Annotated in this window: 26 protein-coding genes, 1 tRNA gene and 1 pseudogene; 10 read left to right on the forward strand and 18 right to left on the reverse strand. The window is 62.0% G+C overall.

Annotated features, from left to right (window positions below; all coding sequences use genetic code 11):
* Window positions 1–3: 3 nt before the first annotated feature.
* From SSPSH_RS07320 to mdcA, 6 genes are read right to left on the reverse strand one after another with little or no spacing between them, the layout of a single operon-like run.
* Window positions 4–693 carry a malonate decarboxylase holo-ACP synthase gene (locus SSPSH_RS07320; protein ID WP_161627818.1) on the reverse strand — a complete coding sequence of 230 codons (690 nt, stop codon included), beginning with the start codon at window positions 691–693 and terminating at the stop codon, window positions 4–6.
* Complete coding sequence (gene mdcE, locus SSPSH_RS07325) at window positions 690–1,505, reverse strand: biotin-independent malonate decarboxylase subunit gamma (RefSeq protein WP_006915527.1); 816 nt, start codon at window positions 1,503–1,505, stop codon at window positions 690–692. Before mdcE ends, SSPSH_RS07320 begins: the two co-directional genes overlap by 4 nt.
* Window positions 1,502–2,371 carry a biotin-independent malonate decarboxylase subunit beta gene (locus SSPSH_RS07330; protein ID WP_051339777.1) on the reverse strand — a complete coding sequence of 290 codons (870 nt, stop codon included), beginning with the start codon at window positions 2,369–2,371 and terminating at the stop codon, window positions 1,502–1,504. Before SSPSH_RS07330 ends, mdcE begins: the two co-directional genes overlap by 4 nt.
* Window positions 2,368–2,679 carry a malonate decarboxylase subunit delta gene (locus SSPSH_RS07335; RefSeq protein WP_006915525.1) on the reverse strand — a complete coding sequence of 104 codons (312 nt, stop codon included), beginning with the start codon at window positions 2,677–2,679 and terminating at the stop codon, window positions 2,368–2,370. The genes SSPSH_RS07330 and SSPSH_RS07335 overlap by 4 nt, the downstream gene beginning before the upstream one ends.
* Window positions 2,660–3,592: a triphosphoribosyl-dephospho-CoA synthase gene (locus SSPSH_RS07340; RefSeq protein ID WP_006915524.1), complete on the reverse strand. Its 933-nt coding sequence runs from the start codon at window positions 3,590–3,592 to the stop codon at window positions 2,660–2,662. Before SSPSH_RS07340 ends, SSPSH_RS07335 begins: the two co-directional genes overlap by 20 nt.
* On the reverse strand, window positions 3,592–5,238 hold the full coding sequence (mdcA, locus tag SSPSH_RS07345; protein WP_021031557.1) for a malonate decarboxylase subunit alpha: 1,647 nt from the start codon (window positions 5,236–5,238) through the stop codon (window positions 3,592–3,594). The genes SSPSH_RS07340 and mdcA overlap by 1 nt, the downstream gene beginning before the upstream one ends.
* 165 nt (window positions 5,239–5,403) lie before the next feature.
* Between mdcA and SSPSH_RS19870 the strand changes: the two are divergent.
* Window positions 5,404–5,478, forward strand: a pseudogene (locus SSPSH_RS19870) (hypothetical protein); the annotation flags it as partial.
* Between the two features lie 170 nt (window positions 5,479–5,648).
* Window positions 5,649–6,254, forward strand: coding sequence for a LysR substrate-binding domain-containing protein (locus SSPSH_RS17865; protein ID WP_275450706.1), 606 nt, complete (start codon window positions 5,649–5,651; stop codon window positions 6,252–6,254).
* Between the two features lie 10 nt (window positions 6,255–6,264).
* Here SSPSH_RS17865 and madM read toward each other — a convergent pair whose 3' ends face one another.
* The 4 genes from madM to SSPSH_RS07375 all read right to left on the reverse strand — a co-directional run bounded on the left by madM (window position 6,265) and on the right by SSPSH_RS07375 (window position 8,739).
* Window positions 6,265–7,032: a malonate transporter subunit MadM gene (gene madM, locus SSPSH_RS07355; RefSeq protein ID WP_006915520.1), complete on the reverse strand. Its 768-nt coding sequence runs from the start codon at window positions 7,030–7,032 to the stop codon at window positions 6,265–6,267.
* Window positions 7,025–7,435 (reverse strand): malonate transporter subunit MadL, encoded by a 411-nt coding sequence (gene madL / locus SSPSH_RS07360; RefSeq protein WP_006915518.1) that lies wholly within the window; start codon window positions 7,433–7,435, stop codon window positions 7,025–7,027. The genes madM and madL overlap by 8 nt, the downstream gene beginning before the upstream one ends.
* Before the next feature lie 273 nt (window positions 7,436–7,708).
* The gene (locus SSPSH_RS07365; protein ID WP_006915516.1) at window positions 7,709–8,407 is read right to left on the reverse strand and encodes a GntR family transcriptional regulator; all 699 of its coding nucleotides are present in this window, start codon (window positions 8,405–8,407) and stop codon (window positions 7,709–7,711) included.
* Between the two features lie 256 nt (window positions 8,408–8,663).
* Window positions 8,664–8,739, reverse strand: a tRNA-Ala gene (locus SSPSH_RS07375).
* A gap of 50 nt (window positions 8,740–8,789) precedes the next feature.
* Between SSPSH_RS07375 and SSPSH_RS17870 the strand changes: the two genes are divergently transcribed.
* The gene (locus SSPSH_RS17870; RefSeq protein ID WP_084623505.1) at window positions 8,790–9,509 is read left to right on the forward strand and encodes a TIGR04282 family arsenosugar biosynthesis glycosyltransferase; all 720 of its coding nucleotides are present in this window, start codon (window positions 8,790–8,792) and stop codon (window positions 9,507–9,509) included.
* Between the two features lie 45 nt (window positions 9,510–9,554).
* Here SSPSH_RS17870 and SSPSH_RS07385 read toward each other — a convergent pair whose 3' ends face one another.
* Together SSPSH_RS07385 and SSPSH_RS07390 are read right to left on the reverse strand one after the other, a co-directional pair.
* The gene (locus SSPSH_RS07385; RefSeq protein ID WP_006915511.1) at window positions 9,555–10,733 is read right to left on the reverse strand and encodes a M14 family zinc carboxypeptidase; all 1,179 of its coding nucleotides are present in this window, start codon (window positions 10,731–10,733) and stop codon (window positions 9,555–9,557) included.
* Between the two features lie 5 nt (window positions 10,734–10,738).
* Window positions 10,739–11,479, reverse strand: a complete 741-nt coding sequence (locus tag SSPSH_RS07390; protein ID WP_006915510.1) for an LOG family protein — start codon at window positions 11,477–11,479, stop codon at window positions 10,739–10,741.
* A 224-nt stretch (window positions 11,480–11,703) separates the two neighbouring features.
* Between SSPSH_RS07390 and clpB the strand changes: the two genes are divergently transcribed.
* On the forward strand, window positions 11,704–14,289 hold the full coding sequence (clpB, locus tag SSPSH_RS07395; RefSeq protein WP_006915509.1) for an ATP-dependent chaperone ClpB: 2,586 nt from the start codon (window positions 11,704–11,706) through the stop codon (window positions 14,287–14,289).
* Between the two features lie 193 nt (window positions 14,290–14,482).
* Here the strand turns inward: clpB and SSPSH_RS07400 are convergent, their stop codons facing one another.
* Entirely contained in the window at window positions 14,483–15,445 is a 963-nt protein-coding gene (locus tag SSPSH_RS07400) for an aldo/keto reductase (protein ID WP_006915508.1), read from the reverse strand.
* Window positions 15,442–16,740 carry an NTP/NDP exchange transporter gene (locus SSPSH_RS07405; RefSeq protein ID WP_006915507.1) on the reverse strand — a complete coding sequence of 433 codons (1,299 nt, stop codon included), beginning with the start codon at window positions 16,738–16,740 and terminating at the stop codon, window positions 15,442–15,444. The genes SSPSH_RS07400 and SSPSH_RS07405 overlap by 4 nt, the downstream gene beginning before the upstream one ends.
* A 103-nt stretch (window positions 16,741–16,843) precedes the next feature.
* On the opposite strand from SSPSH_RS07405, the gene SSPSH_RS07410 reads away from it, so the two are divergent.
* The gene (locus SSPSH_RS07410; RefSeq protein ID WP_006915506.1) at window positions 16,844–17,674 is read left to right on the forward strand and encodes an aldo/keto reductase; all 831 of its coding nucleotides are present in this window, start codon (window positions 16,844–16,846) and stop codon (window positions 17,672–17,674) included.
* A 214-nt stretch (window positions 17,675–17,888) separates the two neighbouring features.
* Here the strand turns inward: SSPSH_RS07410 and SSPSH_RS07415 are convergent, their stop codons facing one another.
* Window positions 17,889–18,935, reverse strand: coding sequence for a Glu/Leu/Phe/Val dehydrogenase family protein (locus SSPSH_RS07415; protein ID WP_021031560.1), 1,047 nt, complete (start codon window positions 18,933–18,935; stop codon window positions 17,889–17,891).
* A gap of 244 nt (window positions 18,936–19,179) precedes the next feature.
* On the opposite strand from SSPSH_RS07415, the gene SSPSH_RS07420 reads away from it, so the two are divergent.
* The 5 genes from SSPSH_RS07420 (at window position 19,180) to SSPSH_RS07440 (ending at window position 22,046) form a co-directional block, all read left to right on the forward strand.
* Window positions 19,180–19,593, forward strand: a complete 414-nt coding sequence (locus SSPSH_RS07420; protein WP_006915504.1) for a hypothetical protein — start codon at window positions 19,180–19,182, stop codon at window positions 19,591–19,593.
* A 63-nt stretch (window positions 19,594–19,656) separates the two neighbouring features.
* The gene (locus SSPSH_RS07425) at window positions 19,657–20,361 is read left to right on the forward strand and encodes a MotA/TolQ/ExbB proton channel family protein (RefSeq protein WP_006915503.1); all 705 of its coding nucleotides are present in this window, start codon (window positions 19,657–19,659) and stop codon (window positions 20,359–20,361) included.
* Window positions 20,324–20,773 (forward strand): ExbD/TolR family protein, encoded by a 450-nt coding sequence (locus SSPSH_RS07430; protein WP_021031561.1) that lies wholly within the window; start codon window positions 20,324–20,326, stop codon window positions 20,771–20,773. The genes SSPSH_RS07425 and SSPSH_RS07430 overlap by 38 nt, the downstream gene beginning before the upstream one ends.
* A 3-nt stretch (window positions 20,774–20,776) precedes the next feature.
* Entirely contained in the window at window positions 20,777–21,190 is a 414-nt protein-coding gene (locus SSPSH_RS07435) for an ExbD/TolR family protein (protein ID WP_006915501.1), read from the forward strand.
* Between the two features lie 7 nt (window positions 21,191–21,197).
* Window positions 21,198–22,046 carry an energy transducer TonB gene (locus SSPSH_RS07440; protein ID WP_006915500.1) on the forward strand — a complete coding sequence of 283 codons (849 nt, stop codon included), beginning with the start codon at window positions 21,198–21,200 and terminating at the stop codon, window positions 22,044–22,046.
* An 18-nt stretch (window positions 22,047–22,064) separates the two neighbouring features.
* Here SSPSH_RS07440 and SSPSH_RS07445 read toward each other — a convergent pair whose 3' ends face one another.
* The 3 genes from SSPSH_RS07445 to fadB all read right to left on the reverse strand — a co-directional run bounded on the left by SSPSH_RS07445 (window position 22,065) and on the right by fadB (window position 26,473).
* Window positions 22,065–23,012, reverse strand: coding sequence for an OmpA family protein (locus tag SSPSH_RS07445; protein ID WP_006915499.1), 948 nt, complete (start codon window positions 23,010–23,012; stop codon window positions 22,065–22,067).
* A 98-nt stretch (window positions 23,013–23,110) separates the two neighbouring features.
* Entirely contained in the window at window positions 23,111–24,289 is a 1,179-nt protein-coding gene (gene fadA / locus SSPSH_RS07450) for an acetyl-CoA C-acyltransferase FadA (protein ID WP_006915498.1), read from the reverse strand.
* Between the two features lie 33 nt (window positions 24,290–24,322).
* A complete protein-coding gene (gene fadB, locus SSPSH_RS07455) occupies window positions 24,323–26,473 on the reverse strand; it encodes a fatty acid oxidation complex subunit alpha FadB (protein WP_006915497.1) in 2,151 nt (716 codons plus the stop codon).
* Window positions 26,474–26,507 lie beyond the last annotated feature (34 nt).

Raw genomic sequence — 26,507 nt, forward strand, 5'->3', positions numbered from 1 at the left:
CGATCAGTTACCGGCCGCGTAGCACGCGGATTGCACGGGCGGGGCTTCGCGCCACGGGTCGGCATAGAGAAACGGGCCCTGATCGCTTTTCACCAACACCTGATCGTTGTCTGCGGCCCAGTCCGCCAGCGCCACCCCGCCCAACGGCGTTTCCATCTGAATATCGCAGCGCGGGGCTAGCGCCGCCAACGAATCGATCATCTCTCTTGCGGCCAGCCGCGTTATCGGCCGCGGTACACGTAACAGTACGTCGATATCCGATGCCGTGTGACAAACCGGCTGGCCGGTGGCCAGCTCGTAGCCGACCGCACCGGTCAAGCCCCACGACAGGTTCTGTGAATCCAGCGTTTCGGCCAGCTGCGGCAGCGCGTCGAGCGCCGCAATTGCGCGGAGCCGTTCCGCCGCGGGTTGCGCGATTCGCGCAGTCAACTGTTCCGGTGTCACAATTTTCGTGACGGCGTCGCGATCGATCGTCATGGCAAAGCGCTCCTGGCGTTGTCGCCCACGCACGCCGACGGGAATCCGAGCCGCGACACGCGGCGCACGCCGCACCACGAACGGCCCGCCGTGCGCGACAACAGGCAGGGCCCATTCCGGCGTGTCGTCAGCCGCACTTTGTGCCCGAGTCCAGAGCAGGTCGTGCGGGCGCGCGGGCGCACGGCAACACCCGCGACTGTAGTCGGTTTGCTTCAATCGCCGGCCCATTGTGCCCGTAGCCGCTCGCGCACCTTGACGGAGGCCGCACGGCCTTCGGCGTCCAAACGCGATGCCAGGCTGTCGTCGTCCCCGATATCCGCAACCGCCTTGTCCAAGGTCGTGCGAACCTGGCGCAAGTCGTTAGCGTCCGGTTTATCGGCGTCGCCTATCGACAAGCGGGCAAACAATAGTCCTAGCTTGTCGAAGCTGGCGATATCGTAGGCCATCGGCGTGATTGTTTCGGCCAGTTTCTCGACGCCTTCGACCGTACGCTGCGTGATACGCGCCGCGGCCTGCTTGCCCATCGCATGCACCTGCACTCCGGCATCATCGAGCGCGATCAATCGATTGGCCTGGTAGCCGTGGGCCAGAAACGCACCGGACATCGCCTTGCCGACGATCAATCCAACGATCGGATGGCCGGCCTCGCGTGCGGCCGCATACGCTTCGGCCGCTGCCGCCAACGCTTGATGAATAGCGAACGCCTCTTCCGTGCGACCGTAGGCCTGGCTGGGCACATCGATCACCGCAACGACAGCACGCTTGTGCTCGTTGCCGGCATCCGCCGCCACAATGTCGCGCACGGCCTTTGCCAACGCCCAGCCTTCGACCAGACCGACTTCACCGCCGGCCGCACGCGGATACGCATTGTCCGTATCCGGAACGACCGCGATGTAACGGGCCGGCAACTCGCCGAGCGGCGCATCGACCACCTGAACGCTGGCCGGAAAACCCTTGGCCTTCGATGCATTATCGGTCAGCGCCGCAAGCCACGTGGCGCCGCGCGAAACGTGATCGGTTGCACTCATGACGGATCTCCTGCGCCGTGAATATCGTGGGCCATGACCTGGCGAGCCCATTCGGCGTCAGCGCGACGGCTTGTGTCCAGCGAGCGTAGCTGCGCCAGATGTGCGTCCACTGCCTGGGTGCGCGGCAAGTCGGCTACAGGCTGCGCAACCGCGCGCGCAATTGCCGTACGGATCTCGGCGGCATCGTCATCGCAGAGCTTATCCACGAGATGGCATGCATGCCGTTGAGCGCCGCCGGTCAGGCTCCAGATCATCGGCCGGTCACGCGAATCGAATTCGTCCACGCCGGCTTCCTGTTCGATCACCTGCGGTCCGTTGAGTCCGAGCCGCGCTTCGCGCGTCGCAATCAGTGTTGAACACAGACCGGCCGCGATCGACATGCCGCCGAAACAGCCCACCGGCCCACTAATCACGCCGATGACCGGCACGTGCGCCCGCAGCGCCACGATCGCCGCATGGATTTCGGCGATCGCGGCCAGACCACAGTTGGCTTCCTGTAACCGCACACCGCCGGTTTCGAGCAATAACACGGGCACGACCGGTTTGCCGGCACGCGCATCTTCGAGGGCCAGCTCCAGCGCACCCGCAATCTTGGCGCCGCCGACCTCGCCCATCGAACCGCCCTGAAATGCCGGCTCGATCGCGGCGACCACCACGGCCACACCGTCGATCTTACCGCGGGCGATCACCACGCCGTCGTCGGCCTGGGTGACGATGTCCTGCAAGCCCAACCAGGGCGAGCTCAGTCGCTCGAAGGGATCCAGCAACTCACGCAGCGTGCCGGCGTCGACAAGATGTTGAACCCGCTGACGCGCGTTCTTTTCCACGAAGCTCTCACGTTGCAATAGTTCCGCGCTTTCCATCAGGCACTTCCCTGGCCGCTTGCGGCCTGTTCCATGGCTTGCGCAATGCGCAAACGCACCACCGCCGGTGTTGCACCGAAATCATTGATTTCGAGTGCGACCGCGGGCTGATCGGTATCGGCGAAAATGCGGTCGATCACCGCCGTCCATATATCGTTCACGCCGTCGACCGATGTCGTGATCGCGACCGTCGAACGCCCGGATTGTGCCGGTTCCAGCAGTACTTCCAAGTCGCCGGAACCCACCACCCCGGCCAGCGCACGCTGGGCCGCCGGCTCGCCGGCCGGATAATCAAGCGATAACCGTTGCATATGTTTTCTCCTTGGCGGATGGTTCGCCTGCAGCGTGCCGGCCCCAGGCACGGTCCGCCGCGCTTTCCAACGCATCGATAAGCAGGGTCGCGGCCAGCAGATCGGCACTGCCGCCCGGCGACGCATTCATGACCAATAGTTCGCGATCGAATCGGGCAAGCGCACGCGCGCCCGACACCGTGCCGACGCCACCGTGGTCGATGATCGCGGTAGCAGCGTCTTGAACCCGTGTAAGACCGGCGCGCCCGGCACGGCTGAGTACACAGGTATCGTCAAGCACGGCCATGATCGCCAGCAGTGTGTTCAAGCGGGCAACGCGTTCGCTGCATCCAACGCTACGCGCACGCCGCAGCATCGCGAGGCCGGCATCGCGTATGGGGGGAAATCCGCGGCAGGCTTCACCGCGCGCGCCGGCCACGTGATAACGGCGTACCGCGCGCTGACCGTTGGAGCGTCGCGCCGGCGAGACGACCGGGTCGTCGATCGCGGCTATCGCGGCCACTCGTTCAAGCAAGCTGCTCGCGCGCCAGCGGCTCGGTTGCATAGCCGACGCAGCCACGATTAACCCGAGACACCAGATCGCGCCGCGGTGGGTATTGATTCCACCGGTGGCCAGCATCATGCGGGCCTCGCTTTCACGGCCCAAAATACCCAGCTCGGCGCGCAGGGTAAACGGATCGCGCTCGTCGATCGCGGCCATGGCCATGTCATGAAAGCCGACTTCGAGCGCGTCGACCGAAGCCTGCATCAAGGCATGGTTCATATCCGAATGCGCGCCGGTGCCACGACGGTCCACTAGCCCCGGCTTGGGCGTGAGATCGACTTCGCCGCGCAGCGCGTCGCTGGCCGCCCGTGCGAGCATGGCCGGCAACGTTTCGGCGCGTATGTTTTCGGCTGTATGCAGTTGTGTCATTACCAGCTCCGAAAGCGTGCCGGCGGCTCATAAAGCCCGCCGGACCAATCAACCAGATCGGCAATGCTGCTGGCCGCCAGCTGCGAGCGCGTGGCCTCGGTACGTCTTACGCCGAGATCTTCGGGTGTACGGATCTTGTCCTGCGCCCGCAGGCGTTTCGTGGTGGCGGCGTCCGCGCTCATGCCCAGGGGCGTGACGCCGGCCACGGCCGCGATCATCGCGCGGCGTTCTTCCAGCGATTCGGCCTTGTAGAGATAGGCCAGGCCTTCTTCGGTGAGCAGATGCGTCGTGTCATCGCCGTAGATCATCACCGGCGCCAGATCCAGCCCGGCCTTTTCGGCCACCGTAACCGCATCGAGGCTGTCGACGAATGTCGGCTTCAGCCCGGCCTGGAAGGTTTCCACCATCTGTACGACGAGCTTGCGGCCACGCGCCATCGGGTCCGCGCTCGGGGCGAGGTTCGCCCACGCCGGCGTGGCATGACGACGACCGCGTGCGTCGCAGCCCAGATTGGGCGCCCCACCAAAGCCAGACACCCGCGACGTGGTCACCGTCGACGAATTGCCGTCGCCGTCCATCTGCAGCGTGGAGCCGATGAACATATCGGCCGCATAGTGGCCAGCCAGCTGGCAGAACGCACGATTCGAGCGTAGCGAGCCGTCCGCACCGGTAAAGAACACATCAGGCCGTGCGGCAACATAGTTTTCCATGCCCAGCTCGGTGCCAAAGCAATGCACCGTCTCCACCCAGCCGGATTCGATCGCCGGAATGAGTGTGGGATGCGGGTTGAGCACCCAGTTTTTCGCAATCTTGCCGCGCAGACCGAGCTTTTCACCGTAGGTAGGCAGCAATAGTTCGATCGCTGCGGTGTTGAAGCCGATGCCATGGTTGAGCGACTGCACGCCGTGCTCGGCATAGATGCCCTTGAGCGCCATCATCGCCATGAAGATCTGTACATCGGTGATATGGCGCGGATCACGGGTGAACAGCGGCTCGATATAAAACGGCTTGTCGGCCTGGACCACCACATCCACCCAGGAGCCTGGAATATCCACGCGATCGAGCTGGGAGACGTCATCGACGATCTCGTTGGCCTGCGCAATCACGATACCGCCGGAAAACGCAGCCGCCTCGACCAGCGCCGGGGTGTCTTCGGTCGACGGCCCGGTATAGAGATTGCCGTCGCGGTCGGCCTTGAACGCGGCTGTGAGCACCACCTTGGGAATGAGATCCACAAACAGGCGTGCATACAATTCGATGTAGGTATGAATCGCGCCGGCTTCGATCGTGCCGTCCATCATCAACGCGCCGATGCGATGGCTCTGAGTGCCGGAAAAGGCGAAGTCCAGTTTCCTGGCGATACCTTTTTCGAACACGGCCAGATGTTCGGGCCGGCCGACGCTCGGCTGGATCATGTGCAGATCGTGCACACGCTCGGGATCAAGATCGGCCAGTGCCCGTGAGAGAAAATCGGCCTGTTTCTGATTATTGCCTTCTGCGATCACCCGATCGCCCGGCGCGATCAGCGCATACAGCGCATCGGTTATACGGTCGGCCGGTAGTTGTTTGGCATCCAGCCACGGCGCGACCTGGGCCATGCGGTCCTGTTTATCGTCGCGGCGCGTAGTCCATTGGCGTTGAGTCATAGAAGTTCCTGGCTTGCGCGAAGCGCGCTCACGTTAGAATGCGCTGCGCGGCGGTTCAATAAACCTGTCGTTGGTTTCGTTAACGTCGAACATCGGCAGCTTCAGGGAGTACGTGTGAGCAGCAACGAGATCACCCTGCGCAAGCTCGAGATCTTTCTCGTATTCATGCGCGAACGCCATCTGGCACGAGCCGCCGAAGCCTTGTCGTTGTCGAGCGTGTCGGTCCACAAAGCGATCCATTCGCTGGAAGCCGCCGTCGGCTGCCCATTGTTCGCCCACCGCCGCCGGTCGCTCGAACCGCTGGATTCGGCGTTCGTGCTCGAACGTCATGCCAGCGAGATCTCGAACGTATTCAGCACAGTGTCGACGATACCCGTTCCGCGGCCGGTATCTCGCCGAGCATCTTTCGAATCGGCTCGCTCTACTCGCTCACGGTTTCCGTGGTACCGCGCATCATCAATGCACTCAAGGCCGAGGTGCCGGACTGCGATATCGAGCTCGTGCTCGGCTCCAATGCCGATCTCGAAGACAAGCTGCAGGCCGGCGATATCGACGCCGCATTGATCTGTGTCCACGAACTCGGCAGACGCCGGCATCGCATCGTCAAAACGCTGTTCGACGATGAGATCCATTTCGCACGCGCGGCCGATTCGGTCCCCCATAGCAGCGCGCCGGTCGACCTGCGCCGCTACGACGGCGAACCGTTCGTGCTGCTGTCGCAGGACTTCTCCACCGGCCGTGATAGTTACCGGATGTTTCTCGAAGCAGGCATCACCCCGCGCGTCGCGTTGCGCGCGAACGATATCTTCACGCTCACGAGCCTGGTCAAGGGCGGTGTCGGCCATGCCCTGCTGCCCAAGCGCATCGACGATATCTATCCCGGCGCACTGGCGTTCTCGCGGGTGGCAGAAAATCAGCGCGTCATCCAGACCATCGGCCTGTGCTACTTGAAATCGCGCCGAGCCGATGAACGGATCGCTGCCCTCGAAAAGGCAGCGATCGCGGTCACCAGTTAGGCTCGCCGACCTAGCCGCCGAGCAGCGCACGAACCACCAGATACAACACCGACGGGCCCAGCAGGCAACCCAAACCGGTATAAAAGGTTGCGGTCATCGCGCCGTACGGCACCAGGCGGGCGTCGGTCGCCGCGAGACCGCCGGCCACACCGCTGGTGGTGCCCATCATGCCGCCGAAAACAAGCGCGGCGGACGGATTGTTGAGCGAAATCGCGCGCGCCACCATGGGCGTGACGATCATCACCGAAATCGATTTCACGAGCCCGATGGCAATCGATAGCGCGATCAGATCCGAACCGGCACCGATCGCGCTGCCGGTGACCGGTCCGACGATATAAGTCGCCGCACCCGCGCCAATCGTGGTGACCGATACGGCATCGGTGTAGCCGAACGCATAGGCGATCGCGCCGCCAAGCGCGAACGGCATGATGATGCCCACAAACAGCGCGATCACGCCATTCAACCCGGCCTTGCGCAGCTCCTCGACGTCCACGCCGAATGCCGTGGCAACGATGGCGAAGTCGCGCAGCATCGAACCGCCCATCAGCCCCAGTCCGGAGAACAGTGCCACGTCGGCGAGACCGTCTTCGCCACCGGTCGAGACGCCGCCGATATAGGACAGTACGAGCCCGGCAGCGATCGCGATTGCCGAGCCGTGGATACGACCGCGGGTGAGATGTTTCGAGATCAGGTTGCAGACCAGCATCAGCAGGCCGACGGCCGCAAACGCGGTAATCAGACCGTTGCTGGTGAACACATCAACGAGGCGCTCATGCATTGCGATCACCCCGCTCGGCTTCGACATCGTCCAGCGGTACGGCGTACTTGCCTTTACCCAGCCGTGCGATAACCGGCACCAGGGCAAAGCTCGCCGCAACCACGATCAGACCGCCCACAAGCGCGACCGGCCCGCCGGTGACAGCGCCCACCACGTTCTGGCTGGCCGCCATCGCGACCACGATCGGGATATAGAGCGAACTCCAGAACTCGACACCGCGCCGCGACGAGGTATCCAGGCAACCGGCTTTCTGTAGCCGATAGACCACGAATACCAGCAGCAACATGGCCAGACCGACGCCGCCCACGTTCGAGCTCACGCCGATGGCCATGCCGATCAGCTCGCCGATGATATTGCCGGCCAACATACAGGCTGCCAGCAACGCAACGCCATAAATGATCATGGCTCCTCCTTTCGTTGTGTAATTGTCGTTGTGCCTGGAGTGAACGACAGCCGCGTACGGCCAATCAACGAAGATCGTGTTAAGCGTCTTAGCCTGAATATAATTGGCGCGCCAAATCAGTCGGTTGGATGCGACGCCCTACGACGATGGTCATACAGCGGGGGAAGCGACAACCACCCGTCGAACGGCGCCTTCCGGGTCTTTCGCGTACGTTAAACCCGCGACCCGCGCCTGAGTGAACGACGCAACCCGGCCCACGGCGCAGACAATCGATTATCCGCGCGAGCGCGCACGGATACGCGTCTGGGCTAGCTGCGTCAGCGTCAAGGTTTTGGCGAATTCTTCGCTGCGCTTGACATGACCGATCATGAGATTTTTCGCAGCGGCCACGTCGCGCTCGAGCAAGTAGGTACAGATCTTGTGGTGTTCGACATAAGTCAAATCGACACGCTGGTTTTGCGTGAAATCGAGTCGACGAATGACACGGATATGGTTATTCACATCCGCCAGATATTCTGCAACCGCGAAATTGCCTCCGCCTTCGGCAAGGCGGATATGGAAAGACTCATCGCGCGCTTCCATGTCCTCGGAGCTTTTCGACCTGCCGGGCTGCGTGACCGGATCCCAGTCGGCCGCCAGTTTCTCGAGCTGTGCATCGGGCATGAACAGGGCTGCCTTGTCCAATGAGAACAGCTCTAGCGCGACACGCACATCGTAGTACTGCATCAACCGCGTGATATCTAGATCGCGGATGAAGCAGCCCTGCTTAGGGCGCACCGACAGATACCCCTCCGACTCGAGCCGCTGTACCGCTTCGCGTATCGGCGTACGGCTGACCTGGAACATTTCCGCCAGCTCGGTTTCGGTCACGCGACTGCCCGGATACAGCTCAAACTCCAGAATCATGTGCCGCAGCTGCTGATAGACGAGTTTAGCCGAGGCCATTTTGGGTTCCAGGTCGCGTTTGGTCATTCGATCCGCCTGTCTCGTTCGATTACGTCGCTGCAGTCGGCGGCGACACCCCCGATCATACGAGCCCCGGCGCGTTCGGCAACCGCTGGCCGAACGCGAACGCTACCGCGCTCGCGAACCGCGACCACGCGAGCCGACGCATGGCCATACGGAACACGCGCAAGAAAGTCGCGCAACGCCCGACCTCGATTGCCATGGGCACACTTTTATCGTGCCCACGAAAAAGGCCGCTCGAAGAGCGGCCTGAATCGATGACTGGTGGAGCCGGGCGGAATCGAACCGCCGACCTTCGCATTGCGAACGCGACGCTCTCCCAACTGAGCTACGGCCCCAGATTTTGTACCCGCTTGCCTGCGAGCGAGCGGCGTATGATAGCAGGCTTATGTCTGTTGCCAACCCCCCTTCGCCCGCGAATTCCGAAACGCCGCTGCGAGGCGATTTCTCTGTTTGCATATTTGCCAAGGCGCCCGTTGTCGGCCAGTGCAAGACACGGCTTGCGCGCCGCCTGGGCGACCGCCGCGCAACAAGGATTTATCGGGCGATGCTCGAACACGCTGTTTCGCAGGCGGTCGCAATCGCGCCCGGGCGCGTGATGCTCGCTTGTTCACCCGAGACCAGGCATCCGGCGTTCGCGCGCCTGGCGCAACGGTACGGCGTCACGCGACGACGGCAGGCCCTCGGTACACTGGGCTATCGAATGGCAACTGGCGTACGCCAGGCGTTGCAGACTAGCGAGCGCGTCGTGGTGATGGGGGCCGATCAACCCGCGCTCGATGGCGGCTGGCTTGAGCACGCGCTGGCCCATCTCACCTGTACGGATCACGTATGGCTGGCGCCGACCTGGGACGGAGGCTACTGGGCGATCGGTCTATGCCACACGAATGCGCGTATTTTTCGCGGCCCGGTATGGAGTACCCCTCGCGTCGCGCGCAGCACGCGAACACGGGCGAAAACGCTCGGACTGGAACTCAGCGCCCTGGCCCCGCGCCGGGATATCGACGACTATCGCGACTGGCAGCAGCTCCCACAGTCGTTACGCTCATCGCTTGCGCGTGCCGCCACCATGCCAGGCCTGGCCGGAATCGCCCGCCGCCCGCCCTAGACCGGGCGGCTGTACGACCGGCCCCGCGAACCCCGGATAACACTCTCAGCCGGCCTCTGGGGTGGAATTGTTGGCGCTGGCTTGACGAACGCTGCGGAAGTAGCGATCCAACCAGTTGTTCAAATCGCTGAACATCTGCTCGATCTCACGATCGCTCGGTGGCTCGTCGGCGTTGTCGAGTTCCACCGTGATCACCGGAATACCCTGCATGCGCGACGCGAAGTTGCCCAGCGACCCCGGATAAACGCCAAGGCGATGCAGATTCAAGCTGCCCATCTTTCGCGGGGCCGGGAAATCGCCGTCATAATCGAGTACGCCATACGGCGCATGCATCGAAATAATGACGTTCGGCTTGAACTGTTTGATCTGTTCGGCCAGCCACTTATTTTCGGGCTCGCTGCCGGCGCTTTCGCCTGGAAAGCGGCGTTTCTCGAAACCGACACGGCGCCAGTAATCACGCGATTCCTTGGCCCAACCCGCCGTCGGCAGATTGCGATTGAGATCCACGCCGTTGGCATTCACACGCGTCGGCGGCTCATGAAACAAACCGTCGGGGTTAAGCACGGGCGCGACCTTCCATTCATAAGGCGTGCCCTCATCGGCCATGATGTTCATCCAGTTGAACACCGTGCCCACGGAGCTGAGCTCGTCACCGTGCGTAGCGGCAATCAGCAGTACGCGACCGGAGCCCGCAGCCTTCTGCGTGGGATCGATCTGACGCACGATCAGCGGACGACCGTTGACCGACTTGTGGCCTGAGTCAGCGAATGCACCTGACATGCAGTCCGAGCTCTCGACGCCCGGCACGCGCGCGGCCAGGTCGCGGCACCAGCTCGCCACGATATCGCTCGGCGGCAGGCTCGAGGCAGCGAGTTGAACGATACCCTGGCGCCCGACAAGCTTCAGATCGGGCATGAACTGCGGCTTGGCAGGCTCCGGCTCGGGTTCGTTTTCTGCGACCTGGCCGTCCTGCGGCGTGACTTCGCTTTCGATCTGGGTATCGGGCGAGGATTGAACGACGTCCTGTTCCGGTTCGTTCTGCGCGACCTGGCCGGCGCCGCTGGCTTCCGGCTCCGTCCCGTCGTCAGAAAACTGATAGGTGACAAAGACGGTGATCAGCGCCACGAGCACCATGCTGCCGATCCAGCCGGCGACAAGCACCTTGGGATTCGGATTGGCGCTGCCCTGTGCGCTGCCTTTCTTCTTGAACGATCCGTTAGCCATGACAGTCAGCCGTGCCGGCTTTGTGCGGTCACCGTGTCCTGCGCAAGCGCATCGGTGAGAAAATCAAATGCTTCATCGACCGAGTCTGCCCGATAGAACAGGTCGATGTCGCGCTCTGCTATCAGCCCCATTTCCACGAACACATCGAAGTTGATGAGTCGCTCCCAGAAGTTCTTACCATAAAGCACGACCGGAATACGCGGCTGTTTGCCCGTCTGTATCAGTGTGAGCATCTCGAAGAGTTCGTCCATGGTGCCAAAACCGCCCGGGAAGATGATCAGCGCCTTGGCCACGTTCATGAACCAGAACTTGCGCATGAAAAAGTACTTGAACTCGAAGTTCAGCGCGTCGCTGATATACGCGTTCGCCCCCTGCTCATGCGGCAGTTCGATATTGTAGCCCATCGACAATTCGCGGTTGACGTCCGCTGCGCCCCGATTGGCTGCTTCCATGATGCCTGGCCCGCCCCCCGTACACACATGGTAATGCGCATCGGGCTCATGTGTCTCCATCGTCCAGCGCGTCATGCGCGCGGCGAGTTCGCGGGCCTCGGCATAGAAGTCCACGGCATCGTCGACCGGGTCCGGGCCGATCGGGCGCAGGCGCGCCGACCCCCAGAAGATCAAGGCACGATGCACGTTCAGTTCTTTCAGCCGCGCTCTGGGTTCGAGATATTCGGAGAGCAGGCGCAGCGAACGCGCCTCATCGCTGAGCATGAACTCAGCGTCTTCATAGGCCTTGGTCATTCAAACCCCGGTGAGATCAAATCGTCGTGTGCCGGATTCGGCGCTCGCGCGAGTATATCAGCGTAAAAACGGCTTCCGGCGATAACCACTGACACAGATCAAGTCGTCATCTTTCAAACAATGGTTGAATTGTTCGCGAAAGCACCTATTAACAGCACATAGCTAAGGTACAGGCGCCCGAACACGGCGCCGCACCCGTCAAAGAGGGATAGCGCAACATGCGAATGGACAAACTAACCAGTAAACTTCAGAGCGCCCTGGGCGAGGCACAAAGCCTTGCGGTGGGTCGCGATCACAACGAAATCCAGCCGGTACACGTGCTGCTCGCGCTGCTCGATACGGAAGGCGGCACCGTGCGGCCGCTGCTCGACGGCGCCGGGCTGGATGTGCGTGACATACGTAATCGCCTGCTCAAAGCACTCGACAATCTGCCGACCGTTGGCGAAGCCACGGGCGACGTGGGCGCAAGCCAGGCGCTCGTGCGAGTGCTCAACCTGTCAGACAAGCTCGCCCAGAAGCGCGGGGATTCGTTCATCTCCAGCGAACTGTTCGTGCTCGCCGCGCTCGAGGACAAATCCGAAGCGGGCACCATCCTGAAGAACGCCGGCGCGACGCGCGACAAGCTCACCGCACAGATCGACAAGATCCGCGGCGGCGAGAACGTCGACGATGCCAACGCCGAAGAACAGCGCGGCGCGCTCGACAAGTACACCATCGATCTCACCGAGCGCGCCGAACAGGGCAAGCTTGACCCGGTCATCGGTCGCGATGAGGAAATCCGCCGCGTGATCCAGGTGCTTTCGCGCCGGACCAAGAACAACCCGACCCTGGTCGGCGAACCCGGCGTGGGCAAGACCGCGATCGTAGAAGGTCTGGCCCAGCGCATTATCAATGGCGAAGTCCCGGAATCGCTGCGCGACAAACGCGTGCTGGTGCTCGACCTCGGCGGCATGATCGCCGGCGCGAAATACCGCGGCGAGTTCGAAGACCGTCTCAAGGGCGTGCTCTCCGACCTGTCCAAGCAGGAAGGCCGCATCATTCTCTTCATCGACGAAATCCATACGCTGGTGGGCGCCGGCAAGGCCGAAGGCTCGATGGATGCCGGCAACATGCTCAAGCCCGCGCTTGCACGTGGCGAGCTGCATTGCATCGGTGCGACCACGCTCAACGAATATCGCGAGAACATCGAAAAAGATGCGGCCCTGGAGCGCCGCTTCCAGAAAGTGATCGTCGACGAGCCGGATCTCGAAGACACCATCGCGATCCTGCGTGGGCTCAAGGAACGCTACGAAGTCCACCACGGTGTGGATATCACCGACGGCGCCATCATTGCCGCCGCCAAGCTGTCGCAGCGCTACATCACGGATCGCAAACTGCCGGACAAGGCGATCGATCTGATCGATGAAGCCGCGTCGAAGATCCGTATCGAGATCGATTCCAAACCGGAAGAGCTCGACCGGCTCGATCGCCGTCTGATCCAGCTCAAGATCGAGAAACAGGCGTTGTCGAAGGAATCCGACGAGGGCTCCAAGACACGCCTCGACCGGCTCGACGAGGAAATCAACGAGCTCGAACGCGAGTATTCCGACCTGGAAGAAATCTGGAAGTCGGAGAAAGCGTCGGTGGCGGGCGCGGCCAACAAGCGCGAAGAACTCGAGCAGGCCAAGAAGGAACTCGAGGCAGCCCAGCGTGCGCGTGATTTCGACCGCATGTCGGAACTGCAATACGGGCGCATCCCGCAGCTCGAACGCGAACTGGCCGAAGCGCAGGCAGCGGAGCAAACACCCGCGGCCACCAAGCTGTTGCGCAACAACGTCACCGATGAAGAAGTCGCTGAGATCGTCTCGCGGTGGACCGGCATACCGGTCAATCGCATGCTCGAAGCCGAGCGCGACAAGCTGTTGCGCATGGAAGATTCGTTGCACGAACGCGTAATCGGCCAGAACGAAGCGGTATCAGCGGTTTCCGACGCCATTCGACGCTCGCGCTCGGGCCTGTCGGATCCGAACCGGCCGATCGGTTCATTCCTGTTCCTGGGCCCGACCGGCGTGGGCAAGACCGAGCTGTGCAAGTCGATTGCAACCTTCCTGTTCGACACCGAGTCGGCCATGGTGCGGATCGACATGTCCGAGTTCATGGAAAAGCACTCGGTTGCGCGCCTCATCGGTGCCCCGCCCGGCTATGTCGGCTATGAACAAGGCGGCTATCTGACCGAGGCGGTACGTCGCAAGCCCTATTCGGTGATCCTGCTCGACGAAGTCGAGAAGGCGCACAGTGATGTCTTCAACATACTGTTGCAGGTCCTCGACGACGGGCGACTCACCGATGGCCAGGGCCGTACCGTGGATTTTCGCAATACCGTGATCGTGATGACCTCCAATCTGGGCAGTCAGCTCATCCAGGAACTGTCGGATACCAGCTACGACACCATGCGCGAGTCGGTGATGGAAGTCGTGGCCCAGCATTTCCGGCCCGAGTTCATCAACCGTATCGACGAGTCGGTGGTGTTCCATCCGCTCGCCCAGGCGCAAATCCGCGAGATCGCACGTATCCAGATGCGTGAACTCCATACCCGCCTGGCCGAACGCGAGCTTACGCTGGATATTTCGAATGCCGCAGTCGACAAGCTCGCCGAAGCCGGCTTCGACCCGGTCTATGGCGCGCGTCCGCTCAAGCGCTCGATCCAGACGCTGGTGGAAAATCCGCTGGCCAAACGGATCCTGGCCGGCGAGTTCGTCGCCGGCGATACGGTGACGGTCGATCTCGACGGGACCGACGAAAACGAACTGCGCTTCAACAAGGCCGCATAACCTATATGGCGCTGATGTCATGTTTAGCGATTGCTCGCCGGCAACGCCCACTGTAGTCCGGGGATTGGCCAGACATTTTGCGAGACGTCTGAACCCAAGGTTTTCAGCGCGGCTTGTAGCCGCGCCCTGGACGATCCGCTCAAGCGTCTATTCGCGCGATGACGACTGCTGTCGCACCGACGTACCGACCCCTCTACAAAGCACGCATGGTTTGTCTCATGCGCTTGCGCATATCGGCGTCAGGTAGTTTGCCGTAGCCGGCGTGCATGTTATCGCGCAGGTGTTCAGGGTCGCTGGTGGCCGGAATTACGGCGGTGACCGTTTCATTAGCGAGCACGTATTTGAGCGCGAACTGGGCCCAGGAGAAGCAATCGAACTCCTTGGCAAAATCGGGCAGTTCCTTGCCTTTCGTCTCGCCGAATATCCGGCCATCGTTGAAAGCGCGGTTCACCAGCACGGCAATCCCATGATCGGCGGCCAGTGGAAGCAATCGTCTTTCAGCATCCGGCGTCATGATGGAGTAGTTGAACTGTACGAAGTCCAGGTCCTTGGTCGCCATCTGATGTTCGAGTTCATCGAAGGCGCTGGTCAGATAATGGGTGATACCGATATAACGCACCCGCCCTTCTTCCTTGAGCTGTTGCAGCGTGGCCCACTGGTTATCGAGCCCGATGAAGTTATGGATTTGCAGCAGATCGATCGGCTCACCCAGTTCATCGATGGACGCACGAAACTGCTCAAGCGTTCGTTCGCGACTGCGCTTGCGCACCTTGGTCGCCATGAATAGTTGCTCGCGCACACCGGTTTCGCGCGCAATATTGCCGATATTGGTTTCGGCGTTGCCATAAGACGGCGAGGTATCCACGAGTGTGCCTCCCATGGCGACGAACTCTTTCATGACCGTGGCCAGGTCCGCGAGCGTACTTTCGCTACGTGTTGCAAACGAACCGGACGAACCCATGCCGATCACGGGTATCTGTTCGCCGCTCGCAGGAATGGCGCGCGTGCGCATGGCCTGGTCGCCTCCCGCGGCGTCAATCTGCGCGGCAAGCGAAACCTGCCAGGGCATTGCGGCAAGCCCTGCCCCGGCCGCGCCATAGCCAAGCACGCGGCGGCGCGTGAACGATTTGTCGAGTATCGAATCGGATCGGTTCATATCCCACCTCGGTGGATTTGTGTTGTCGTTTCCTGATCGTCCTGCCCGCGCTCGCGCGCACGACGCGCGCGCCCCAGCATGATGCCAAATAACGCCCAGAGCGTGGCCAGCGGCACGGCCGCAAAGGCCAGTGCCGACAGCCCCAGCCCGATGGCTGACAGGCCAGTAAAAAGCCAGCCACTGGCTGCGTCGCCGCCGCGGTAAACCACGGTATCGATGAAGTTCTTGGCCTTGTACTTGTCTTCGCTACTCACGACCGAGAACAGCATCTCGCGCGCGGGTTTGGTGATCGCGTAGTTGCCGGCCCGCCGCACGACCTGAAATACCACGAGCACAGCAAGCGTGGGCGCTAAGCCGAGCGCGCCAAAGCCCGCGGCCACGGCGACCGGGATCATCGCCAAGGCGATAGGCAGGCCCAGCCAGGCGACCAGACGCGCGGTGGCGAAGAACTGTAATGCCAGCGTTAGCGTGTTGGTCGCCAGATCCATGGCCGCGAACACCTGCGTGCGCTGTGCGCTGCTATCGAACGCATTCTCGACGATGCGCGCCTGCTCGAAATACAGGAAGGTCGACAGCGCGGAATAGAACACGATGAACACGCAGATACCCAGCAGATAAGGCGAACGTGCGACATGGGTCGCCCCGGCCCAGACGCTTTCGCTACGCACCCGTGCATTCGGCGCGGCGCCGGTTTGCGAGCCGGCACGCTGCATGACCTGCAACGCGCAGACGACCGCGATAATCAGCAGCGCCGCGGATAGCGGCAACAAATTGACGGGGCCGACACGCTCGACCAGCAGCGTGGTCAAACCCGGACCGGCAATCGCGCCCAGACTGCCGCCGGCCGCAATCAGGCCGAACAGGCGTAACGCCTGGGCCTGATCGAACATATCGTTCATCACGCTCCAGAACAGCGAGATCACGAAAAGATTGAAAACACTCACCCAGACGAAGAATGCCCGCGCTGTCCAGGTGGGCTCGATCTCGGCGCGCAGCAGCAGAAAAAACACGAGCAGGTTGACGACAAAAAAGCCGTAGCTGGCCACGACCACCCCGCGGCGCGAAAAACGCGCGACCGCCCAGCCGAAAGCCGGTACGACGGCCAGCATGAGGATGAACGTGGCCGAGAACACCCAGGCGAGCGCATCCACGCCACCCTGGATGCCCATTTCGTCGCGCAGCGGACGCAGGATGTAGTAGCCGCACAGCAAACAGAAAAAATAGGCAAACGACCAGGCCACCGGCACGAACTCGCCTTTCTCCAGTTTGAACGCCCGTGCGACGCCTCCACTCATGTTTTTGCCCTTAGCGACAAGGTGTTGTGCATACAGGCTGTCTCGATTGAAAGCATGAGTAACAGACCTTACCTAAGGTGACGGCACGGAACAGGAGTCTTCTATGCAACACGTCAACGCAAACGGCGCAAAAATCCCGGCTATTGGGTTCGGTACGTTCGAACTGGAGCCCGCGGACGCAGAATCGATGGTCGCCCATGCACTGGAAGTGGGGTATCGACATATCGATACGGCCCAGATGTACAAGAACGAAGAAGCCGTCGGCCGCGGACTCAAGCAGTCGGGGCTCGATCGCGAAGACATCTTCCTGACCACCAAGGTTTGGACCGACCAGTTCGCTGACGGCGACCTGCAGGCCTCGGTACGCGAAAGTCTGAACAAACTCGATACCGACTATGTCGACCTGCTGCTACTGCACTGGCCGAATCCGGATATTTCGCTCAAGGAAACCCTCGGTGCGCTCAACGAAGTGCGTGAGCAGGGTCTGGCGCGCAATATCGGCATCAGCAACTTCACCACGACGCTCATCGAAGAAGCCGTGGGCCAGTCGACTGCACCGCTGGCCACGAACCAGGTCGAGTTTCACCCCTATATCAGTCAGCAACCGGTGTTGGATAAGCTGGCAGAGCACGGCATGGCCCTTACCGCCTATTGCCCACTGGCCCAGGGTCGTGTGTTCAGCGAACCGACGCTCGAGCGTATCGGTAAGGCGCATGGAAAGAACGGCGGCCAGGTCGCCCTGCGCTGGTTGGTACAGCACGGCGACGTGGTGGTGATCCCCCGCTCGTCCAAGAAAGAGCATGTGACCAACAATTTCGACATCTTCGATTTCGAACTCACCGAAGAAGAGATGCGCAAAGTCGAAGCGCTGCACTCGGAAGACGGTCGGATCATCAATCCCTCGTTTGCCCCCGACTGGGACAACGCGGCCTGATTCTTCCTGCACGGCCCGATACAAAGCCGCGCCCGAATCCGGGCGCGGCTTTTTTGTGGTCGCCAGTCCGCGCTGCTGTTTCCCGCGAACGACACGGCGACAATCCGGTCAAGGCGTGCTCTGTGAAACCGCCGCTAAAACAACGGCGACGTCGCAAAGAACGATCTGCCGTTTATTGGTCGCGTCCATGCCTGCAACCGGGCCGGAGGGCCAACTAGCGTTCCCCTGCCTCGATACGTTTCTTCGCCATATCGAGCGCGACCGATTCGGGCGGCCGGCGTTGCGCCTTGGCCTGCTCGAAAATCTCGTCCAGCGTCGTTTCGATCGACGCCACACGAAAACGCACGCGCTCGGCGTTGTAGCCTTCGCTGTCGAGTTCATCGCTGACGTTGATCAGGCCACCCGCATTGATCACATAATCCGGTGCATAGACGATGCCGCGTTCGGCCAGGCGCATCCCATCTTCGGGCGTGGCCAGCTGGTTGTTGGCCGCCCCGGCCACGATCGCGCATTTCAGCTCAGCGATACGGCTTTCGTCGAGAATCGCACCCACGCCGCTCGGCGCGAAGATATCGACTGATTCGGCGTGAATACGGTCGTTATCCACGATCTGTGCGCCGGCCGCGGCCGCACCTTCACAGGCCTGGTCATCGATATCGGAGGCAATTACTTCGGCACCGGCTGCGATCAGGCGTTCGACGATCGCCAGGCCGACATGTCCGCAGCCTTGAACCGCGACACGCAGACCCGCGAACTCGATCGGTCGCTCGGCGGCGCGTAAGGCCGCGCGCATGCCGGCAATAACGCCGTCCGCAGTATGCGGGGACGGATCGCCCGAACCGCCTGCCTCGAGGCTGCGGCCCACCGCATGCGGCGTGACCTCATTGAGCAAAGCGATATCGGATTCGCTCATTCCCATGTCTTCGGTGGCCACATAGCGCCCCGCCAGACCATCGATGGCCCGGCCCAGTGCATGCATGCCCGCCTCACGGTCGCGCGGGAACGGCGCGAGCACCACAGCTTTGGCCCCGCCACAGCGCAGACCGGCGCAAGCGGCCTTGTAACTCATGGCTTCCGATAGACGCAGCACGTCCACCAACGCGGCCTGTTCATCTTCATATGCACGGATGCGCACGCCACCCAACCCGGGGCCGAGCACACTCGAGTGCATTGCCACGATCGCACGCAGACCGGTGGCGGCGTCGCTGATATGACAAACCTGTTCATGACCGGCCGCGGCCATTTGCGAAAAAACGCTCAAGACTCACTCCTGCTGAATGACTGCATCAGCCAGCAGTCTGCCGCCATGCCCGGCCACTGTCGATGACTACGGCCAACGGTTGCGCCCGCGCGGGGCAACAGCAATACTGGCAAGGGTTTAACACAACAACGCGCACGCGCTGCCGTTTCGCCGGGGGAAAACGGCGCGGCGGTTCAGTGCCACGGGGTTTCGCGCGCTGTCGCCGGGCCGAATCGCGCCCACGCTCGTCTTTGGGACATTAGTTATGGTCATACGTGCATTGATCGCCGCCTTCCTTGTCGTCGCAAGCGCCACCGCTTCGGCCCAGGCCGGCGGCATCGAGGTCGAACTCAACAAGCTCGAGCCGGTGGAAGGCGCTTGTCGTGCCTATCTCGTAACCCAGAACCTGACCGACTCGAACTACGAGAACGTACAGCTCGACGTGGTGATGTTCGACAACGACGGCATTGTCGCGCGTAGGCTGGCCGTTCAGATCGGGCCGATGGCGCAGAACAAGACAAGCATCAAGGTCTTCGATATCAAGAACCTGGCCTGCCAGGATATTGGCCAGTTGCTGCTGAACGATGTAATCGATTGCCGCGACGATCAGGGCGTGCGTAACGACTGTCTGTCGCTGTTGTCGGTATCGCAGCGTGGCAACGTGCCGTTCATCAAATAACCACGGTAGCGCGATGTCCACACCGATGACCCGAACCACGCATTCCGGACCGGGAGCGCGCGCGTGAACCAGTTCCTAGACGCCATAAACGGTGCCGTCGAGATCATCGCGCTGGGCGGGCCGGTCGTCGCCCTGTTGCTGCTGATGTCGCTGATCGCGATCACGATCGTACTCGCCAAGCTGTTCCAGTTCCGGCGTGTACGTATCAATGATCGACGCACAGCACGCAACGCGCTCAAGCTCTATCGTGGCGGCAACGCCAGTGCCGCGATCACCAGCGCCCGCCGCTCGCCCAACCCGGCGGCACGCACGCTCGCCCGCGCAATCGAGCTGCGCCAGCGCGCCGGCGTCGCCGAAGGCGTGCTACGCGAAGACATCATGCAATACGGCGGCGACATGCTGGAGTCACTGCGCAGCCATCTACGCCCGCTGGAAGTGATCGCGGCACTTGCCCCGCTGCTCGGCCTGCTCGGCACCGTGCTGGGCATGATCGAAGCATTTCGCGATCTCGAACAGGCCGGCAGTCAGGTGGACCCCGCCGTTCTATCGGGCGGTATCTGGCAGGCGCTGCTGACCACGGCCGTGGGCCTGGCAGTCGCCATGCCGGTGATCGTGGCGCTGAACTGGCTCGAGCGGGCCGTGGATCGCTGTGCCCACGAGATGGACAGTGTCGTGACGCGCGTATTTACCGCTGATCTCACCCGAACGTCCGCCCCGATCGCAAGCGACGATGACGACGACCACAGCCACAACACCCCGTTCGTTTAGCGCCGGGCTGCGTGCGGCACGGCGGCGGCGATCCTTGATCAGCCTGACGCCGCTGATTGATGTCGTATTCATCCTGCTGCTGTTTTTCATGCTGGCGTCGAGCTTTCTCGACCTGCATTCGATCGTGCTCGACGCGCCCGCCGAAGGCAGCGGCGCGCCGGCCGTGGAAGGCGCGCTACTCGTGGACGTTCGCCTGGACGGCGTACGTTTTGCCGGCCAGTACGTAGGCATGGAAGAACTGGTACAACGCGTGCGTATCGCGCTCGCCGATGCGCCTGATCGGCGTGTACTCGTACGTCCAGCCGAACGCGTGAAGCTGCAGGATACGGTGCGCATACTCGATGCGCTCTCTGCGGCCGGCGTCAAGCAACTCTCGCTGATGGAAACCGCGCCCAGTGGTGGCGGTCGCTAGGCCATGGCGATGCACTTCAAGCGCAGCCAGCGTTCACGCATCAATGGCGATGACTCCATCCTGCCGTTGACCAACGTCGTTTTTCTGCTGCTGATCTTTTTCATGCTCGCCGGGCGTCTTGCCTCGCCCGAGGCATTCGATATCCAGCCGCCGGTCTCCCAGAGCGAAGCCCAGGCGCGACGCGACGGGCTGGAGATACAGATTGCGGCCAGTGGCGATATCGCTATCGACGGCGAGCCTATCGAACTCGATGCAATCGAGGCTCGTGCGCGCGAAGCACTCGAGACCGATCCGAATCTGGCATTACGACTCAAGGCCGACGGAGACGGCGATGCCACACGCGTCGTTGCCGTCATGCAGGCGCTGCGCGATGCCGGCGGTGAGAGGCTACGCCTGATCACCCTCGCGCCGGAATAAGGCCGCGATGCAGATTTCCAATACCCAATGGCTGTTCGCGCTCGCAATTGCGGTCGGCGTGCATATTGTCTTACTGGTGGCATTCCTGATCGGTGGCTTCAACCGCAACGAGGCGCCCGATTCGCCACAAGGCGTGATGGTCTCGCTCGACCAGCTCAATCCCGGCCCACCGCCGGAAGCCATGGCTGCGCAAGCCCCGATCGATGCGCCCACGCCCGAGGTGGCCGCCGCCAGCGCGCCGCCCGCCACCGAAACCAACGCACCCGACGCGAGCGCCGCGGCGCCGCCAGAAGCGGCTGAAGCAGTGGCCAATATCGGTCCGGATCCGGCCGAAAGCCCGGCATCGTCCAGTACCGGCGAGCCGAACGCGGCCGCCGAAGCGATCGAGGCCGCACCGGTCGTCGCCCCCGCCGCCGAGCCAGCCAACGCGGTCGCGGTGGCCCCGATCAACGCCATCGACGCCGTCGAACCGACCGAGCAGGTGACCGCACAGGCGCCGGAAATCGCGACCGCCGAAACCCGCGAGATCGATAGCGATGCCAACGGCGCCTACGGCAGCAGCGATGAGTCGACCGAGGACTACATCGTGCGCCTGCGCGCCTGGCTCTCGCGGCACAAGGAATACCCCGCGGCAGCGCGACAAGCCGAAACAGAAGGCACCGTGCGGCTGTATATCGTCGTCGATCAGAACGGTCGTATCGTGAGCCGTCGTATCACGCAGAGTTCCGGCTCGGAAATGCTCGACCGCGCCGCCGAGCAGATGCTCACCCGCGCCGAACCGTTGCCGCGCATGCCCACATCCATGCGCCGCAACCGGCTCGAACTGGTGGTTCCTGTGGTCTTTTCTCTGCGCTGAGGCCTGAAGGCTGTCGCGTTACCAGACGACCAGCTCGACACGGCGATTCTGGGACTTGCCGACATCGCTGTTATTGCTGGCGCGCGGCACCGCGTAGCCCACACCCCACGGCTTGAGCCGGTTGCGCTGTACGCCGTAACGCGTGGCCAGCGCACCAACCACGGCCTCCGCGCGCCGCTGCGACAGATCGATGTTGTAGTCGAATGTGCCGCGGCTGTCGGTATGACCGACCACCAGCAGCTTGAGACTCGGGCGCTCCGCCATGAGTTTCGCGATCTCCGACAACGTGGGCCGCGACTCGGGTTTAACCTCGGTGCTATCGGTATTGAAGAAGATGCCGTAGAGCGCGACACGGCCCTGGGTATCCAGGTCGTTGGCCATCTGTGCCGCATTGACCGAAATCGCACCGATTTCGCGCGGTTTCACCCGGAGCGTGTCGACCTGGACGGCCACGCCGGTACGTCCTGCTGCAATCTGCACGCCGACATAGATATCGCCGCCGCTATCGGCCTTGCGGGCAGCAAGGTAGCGCTGGTTGTCGTCGCTGGTACGAAAACGCTCGGCGTCGAGCCGATAGCCGGGCGATGCACGCACGAACGTGGGGCCGCAGTCGCTCGCCTCGCACTCGTACACGATATCGAAACCGGCTCTGCCCAGGCGCTGAGCATATTCGGTCGCGGCTTCATCGATCTGTGCGTTGTCGGCCAACTCATAGGTGATACGCGTCAACGCGCCTTCTACCGTCCGTGTTGCGGAGATGTTGCCGTTGATACCGCCACGCTGCGCGATGCGATCGACGATCAGCGGATAGGTCGCGAAATCCTGGCGTTCGCTGGCCACCATGCGCGCAGTCGCCGGTGCAGCGACAGCCGGGGTGGGCGGTGTTTCCTGTGCCAAGGCCGAGGTCGCGACCATCGCGGCAAACAGATACAACAGACTGAACGAACGAAGCGAAGATATGATCATGTCGCGATATTAACCGTGCGGTGCAGCGCTGTCAGGCAAAAAAAAAAGAGCCGGTGTCACCCACCGGCTCTCGTTACGGACGCGATGAAGCCCGAACGCTAGTTCACGCGCTCGATGACTGTCGCGATGCCCTGACCCATGCCGATACACATGGTCGCCAAACCCATCGTGGCATCCTTGTCTTCGAGGATATGTGCCAACGCGCCGGTGATACGTGCACCCGACGTCCCGAGCGGATGACCCAGGGCAATCGCACCGCCACGGATGTTGATCACATCCTGGCGATCTTCGATGCCGAGTTCCTTGAGCACGGCGAGGCTTTGCGCCGCGAAGGCTTCGTTGAGCTCGAAATAGTCGATATCGGAAAGACTTACGCCTGCCCGTTCGAGTGCTTTCTTGCTCGCCGGCACGGGGCCGCGGCCCATCACAGACGGGTCGCAGCCCGCCACGGCCATGCCGCGAATTCGCGCCATGGGCTTCAGGCCGAGTTCCTGCGCCTTGCCTGCCGACATGACGAGCACGGCAGCGGCGCCGTCGGAAATGGCTGACGAGTTGCCAGCCGTGACCGTGCCGCCACGCGGGTTGAACGCCGGGCGCAGCGAACCCAGGCCTTCCATGCTTGCATCGGCACGCACGACTTCGTCGCGCTTCGCCATGAACATATGACCGTCGGCGTCATAGCCCTTAACCGGCACGATTTCGTCGTCGAATTCACCGTTCACGTTCGCCCGATGGGCACGCTGATGCGAGTTCAGCGCAAACGTGTCCTGGGCTTCACGGTCGATACTGTGGATGTTGGCCAGCATTTCGGCGGTCAGCCCCATCATCGCGGCCGGCTTGGCCACGTATTTGGACAGCTGCGGGGCGATATCCACGTTGTAGTCCATGGGCACGTGGCCCATATGCTCCACGCCGCCGCAGATGAAGATCCCGTCGATGCCCGCCGCGATCTGGCCCACGGCGGTGTGAATCGACTGCATGGAGGACCCGCACAGCCGGTTGACGGTCTGCCCGGCCACCGCATGCGGAAGTCCGGCCAGCAGTGCGGCGTTACGACCGATGTTGAGCCCCTGTTCCTTGGTCTGCTGGACACAACCCCAGATCACGTCTTCGACGGTTTCCGGATCGATGGCCGAGTTACGCTCGAGCAGCGCTTTCATCAGCGCGGCCGATAGCTCTTCAGCGCGGGTATTGCGGAACATGCCGCCCTTGGAGCGGCCCATTGCGGTACGTACCGCATCAACTATCACAATGTCTTGTTTGGCAATGTCTTGCATGATTTTCTCTCGAAACTGGTTGAGCCGAACGCCTTACTGTCCGAAGTACGTTTCGCCGTTGGCGGCCATTTCACGCATGCGCTCGGTCGGCTCATAGAGCTTGCCGAGGTGGCTGTACTTGTCGGCTTTCTCACAGAACGTCTTCAAGCCCTGCGCATCGGCATACTTGAGCGCGCCGCCACGGAACGGCGGGAAGCCCAGCCCCATGATCAGGCCCATATCGACCTCGTTCGGGGTTTCGGCGATGCCCTCTTCGAGCGCACGCGCCGCTTCGATGATCAAGGGGACCATCATGCGGTCGACGATTTCATCGGCCTCGAAATCCTTCTGGCCGTCCTTCTGCACGCTGGCGACCAGCTCGTAGGCCTTGTCGTCAAGTGTCTTCTTGGGACGGCCCTTCTTGTCTTTCTCGTACTTGTAGTAGCCCGCGCCACTCTTCTGACCCAGGCGGCCATTTTCGACCATGACGTCGAGCGACGAGGTGCCGTCCTGCGCCATGCGATCCGGATAGCCTTCGGCCAGTACTTCCTCGACGTGCTGCGAGGTGTCCATGCCGACCACGTCGGAGAGATACGCCGGACCCATGGGCCAGCCGAACTTCTCCATGACATTGTCGATCTTGGCGAAGTCGGCGCCGTCGGTGATCAGCTGCTGGAAGCCGAAGAAGTAGGGAAACAGAATACGGTTGACCAGAAAGCCGGGGCAGTCGTTGACCACGATCGGGGTCTTGCCCAGGCGATGCGCGTAGTCGACGATCGTAGCGACCGCCTCTTCCGAGCTCTTCTCGCCCTTGATCACTTCAACCAGCGGCATCTTGTGCACGGGGTTGAAGAAATGCATGCCGAGGAAGTTCTCGGGACGCTTGAGATCGGCAGCGAGCGTATCGATAGAAATACTTGAAGTATTCGATGCAAGTATCGTTTTTTCCGAGACTTTTTCTTCCGTCTCGGCAAGAACGCTCTTCTTAACCTTCGGGTTCTCGACCACGGCTTCGATCACCGCGTCGACAGTGCCGAAGTCGCCGTAGGTCAGGGTTGGGCGAATACGCGACATGCCCTCGGCCATCTTCGCGGTATCCATCTTGCCGCGCTCGACGCCCTTGGAGAAGTGCTTGGCTGCCTCTTCGAGGCCCTGAGCGATGGCCTCTTCCTTGATGTCCTTCATCAGGATCGGCACGCCTTTGTAGGCGCTCTGGTAGGCGATACCGCCGCCCATGATGCCGGCGCCGAGCACAGCGGCCTGCTCGATGGTGTGTGCGATCTTGCCGTACTTCTTGCCTTTCTTCTTGATCAGCTGATCGTTGAGGAACAGCTGAATCAGCGCGGCGGCTTCAGTGGTCTTGGCCAGCTTGATGAAACCCTCGGTCTCTTCCTTGATGGCGCCGTCACGATCCATGCCGGCTGCCTTGGCCATGCGATCGATCGCCTCGATGGGCGCCGGGTACATGCCCTTGGTCTGACCAAGCACATAGCCTTTGGACGTCTGGAACGTCATTGCGGCTTCGGTCTTGTTGAGCTTGAGCGGGGCTTTCTTTTCGGCCTTGCGCGCCTTCCAGTCGAACTCGCCTGCAATGGCGCGATCGAGCAGATCACGGGCAGCGGCTTCGAGTTCGTCCTCGGCGACCACGGCGTCGACCATGCCGGCTTTGAAGGCCTTGTCGGCACGGCGCGGATTGCCGTCGGCGATCCATTCGATTGCGTTATCGGCGCCAATCAGACGCGGGGTGCGTACCGTACCGCCGAAGCCGGGATAAATGCCGAGCTTTGTTTCCGGGAAGCCGATCTGCGCCTTGGCGCCCATCACGCGGTAATCCGTCGACAGGCACATTTCCAGACCGCCGCCGAGCGCCATGCCGTTGATGGCCGTGACACTCGGGAAGTCCAGATCCTCGATGGTGGAGAACATACGGTTGGCGTCGGCCATCCACTCGCGCATTTCGCCGTCGGACGCCTTGAAGCGCTCGCCGAACTCCATGATGTCGGCACCGACAATGAACGCCGGCTTGGCGGATTTGACCAGCAGGCCTTTTACATCATCAGCATGGGCCAGCGCCTTCGCGGCCTCGTTGAGATCGTTGATGGTGGCCTGGTCGAATTTGTTGACCGATTCTTCGCGCGCATCGAAACACAGCACGGCGATCCCGTCGGTCACTTCGACCGACAGTTTTGATCCCTCATAAAGCATGGATGCTGACTCCATTGAAGATGAACATTGACCC

Source organism: Salinisphaera shabanensis E1L3A, assembly GCF_000215955.2.
In the GTDB taxonomy this organism is placed as follows: Bacteria; Pseudomonadota; Gammaproteobacteria; order Nevskiales; family Salinisphaeraceae; genus Salinisphaera; species Salinisphaera shabanensis.